This is a genomic window from Carnobacterium sp. (assembly GCF_049673005.1).
Classification (GTDB): Bacteria; Bacillota; Bacilli; order Lactobacillales; family Carnobacteriaceae; genus Carnobacterium_A.
In genome coordinates, this window is the sequence record NZ_JBATXB010000006.1 from 1 (window position 1) to 2399 (window position 2399).

4 protein-coding genes are annotated in these 2399 nt (G+C 36.4%); all 4 read left to right on the forward strand.

All coding sequences use genetic code 11. From position 1 onward, the window contains the following. Window positions 1–337, forward strand: a 337-nt coding sequence (locus WBF61_RS00690; RefSeq protein ID WP_424253024.1) for a prepilin peptidase, incomplete at its 5' end; no start/stop codon positions are given. Between the two features lie 45 nt (window positions 338–382). Then, a complete protein-coding gene (gene pilM, locus WBF61_RS00695; protein WP_424253026.1) occupies window positions 383–1414 on the forward strand; it encodes a type IV pilus biogenesis protein PilM in 1032 nt (343 codons plus the stop codon). After that, window positions 1407–1946, forward strand: a complete 540-nt coding sequence (locus WBF61_RS00700; protein WP_424253028.1) for a hypothetical protein — start codon at window positions 1407–1409, stop codon at window positions 1944–1946. The genes pilM and WBF61_RS00700 overlap by 8 nt, the downstream gene beginning before the upstream one ends. Next, window positions 1943–2399, forward strand: a 457-nt coding sequence (locus WBF61_RS00705) for a hypothetical protein (protein ID WP_424253030.1), incomplete at its 3' end; no start/stop codon positions are given. The genes WBF61_RS00700 and WBF61_RS00705, both read left to right, overlap by 4 nt.

A 2399-nucleotide genomic window follows, 5' to 3' on the forward strand; every position in this document is an offset into this window, starting at 1 on the left:
CTTATACCCACAACCCTCTTTCTGGATTTCTTTAGTAGGAGCTGGTCTAGCTTTTGGTTTGATATTTGTCATCATTCTTTTATCTAATGGTGGGATGGGCGCAGGGGACTTAAAATACTTTACTTTATTAGGCTTTATTTTTGGACCTCGTTTGTTTTTAGTGCTCTTTTTTTTAGCAACCCTTTACGGCGCTATCAGTGGCATGATTCTCATGAAGCTAACGAATGGCGATCGAAAAATGACTATTCCATTTGGTCCATACATTGGACTCTCTGCATTAACGGTCTTTTATTTTGGAGAAACAATTCTTCAGTGGTATGGATCATTTTTTAATTAAGTTTGAAGATTATTTTTATGTTTCGACTATGAAAGGAGGTATAAGATGTTATTTAAAAAACAACCCTTGGTTTATTTTGAATTTTTAGAAAGACGGATTCGTTATTTGGCGGTGGATGCAAACTCCGGCAAAGTGCTAGAAAAAAGTGAAATTCTGTTTGACAATGAAATTCTTCATGAAGAAAGAATCATTGATTCATCTTTGCTTGAAAATCGGTTAAACGCATTGGTTACTGAAAAAAAATGGAAAAACGCAAAGGCGTCTATTTTGTTGCCAGATAATTTTGTCATTGTGCGTGAAGAAAAAATTCCATTGCAGTTAGATCCTTCGGAAATTAAAGCTTATATTGCTCTACATATGGGACAATTGATTCGCTCTCCATTCAAAGAGACACGCTTTCATTTTGAATTACTTGAAGCGAATGATTTGGAACAGATCGTTCTTTTGATGCTTTATCCGCAAGAAATTATTACGCAGTATGAGTCGCTATTACAAAAAGTATCACTAGATCCTGTTGTAGCGGATATCTCATCGCTAAGTTTGTACCGACTTATTAAGCAGCAAGGTGAGCTACATGCAGACTCGACTAAGCATATAATGGTTCTGCAATGGAGTACAGTCAATAATACAGTTATGATTTTTAATGAAGATTTACCTAAATTATCGCGTCAATCGCGTTTAACTCGATTGATTGATTTATGGGACGTAACCCCAGATGGTGAATCGATTTGGAAAGAAGATTCTGAATCACTTGAAGAAGCAATTGCTGAAACACTTAATGTCTTAGAAAGATTGCTAGAATTTTATCGCTACTCAGTGATGAACGGTGAAAGTGGGGTAACGGATATTTATTTAGCAGGAGATTTTCCGGACTTAGAAAAAGTTAAGGAACAGTTTTCTGAACGTTTTTTCCAACCGATTCATATAATAAAGGTTTCAGAAGAAATCACGTCTAAATATTTACCTTTGTACGGACTGGCTATGAAAGAAAAAAAAGTGACCGCAACTAAGAGTGTGAACAAGAAAAAAGTAAAGCGTACTAGAAAAAAAGTGCAGGGGGAAAATAAACATGTTTGAAGTCAATTTCTTTGAAAAAAAACAAAAAAACTTTCTTCCCTATTTTATTAGTGGCGTTTTCCTTTTCTTGCTTCTTCTAGTAGGCATCTATTTTTTCTCAATGCAGGCTTATTATACGAATGGTGAAAAGCAGAACCAAGAGTGGCTTCAGAATGAGGCAGATCAGCTTAGTGTTTCACGAAAGATACAAGAATTTGATTTATTAACGCAGCAAGTAGCAGGAAATAAGGCTACACTTGAAGCGATGCAATACCCAATGGCATATGTAACAAACGCGATTCTCGAACAAGTTCCAAACGGGGAAAAACGAGTGTCTATTTTTAATAAAAATGAAACCAATCAAATTACATTAGTACTTGAAGGGTTAACGGCAACAGAACTATCCGATACTGTCGAAAAATTTAAAGCGCTAAGTTTTGTGTCGACAGTTCACTTCATCCGGGTGGAAAATCAAGTAGAAGGAGCAGATTCGATTGTAGAACTGTGGCTAGAAATTGATGAAACAGCTTTAGGAGAGGAGGTTCTGTCATGAAGCTAAAATGGAATCGACTGTCATTCATGCTAGCCTTAATGATGGGACTAGTCATTCTAGGCGTGTTTATTTTCGGACAAGTCTATTTTCTAGATTCAATTAAAGAGCGAGCCGATCGTTCGGATCAACAGGTTGAAGAACTGAAGGATTTAAAGGTTCAGTATCCACCAGAAGAGAACCTGTTGAATGCGTTTAAAAAAGAGTACGAAGAGACTTGGAAATTTTTACCTGAAAGTGAACGGTTTAATGAAGAACTTATTGTTTTAGAAAAGCTAGCGGCTCAAGAGAAAGTAGCTATACAGCAAATACTACGTGTCGGAGATCCACTGGCAATTGAAGGTCTAGATGAAAGTTATAAAAAAAATATCTATGAAGTTGAAATGACAAGTACTACTGCGGGAAGCATGCAGAACCTTGTCGAAGAATTAGAAGCTCAAGAGCGTATCTGGAATA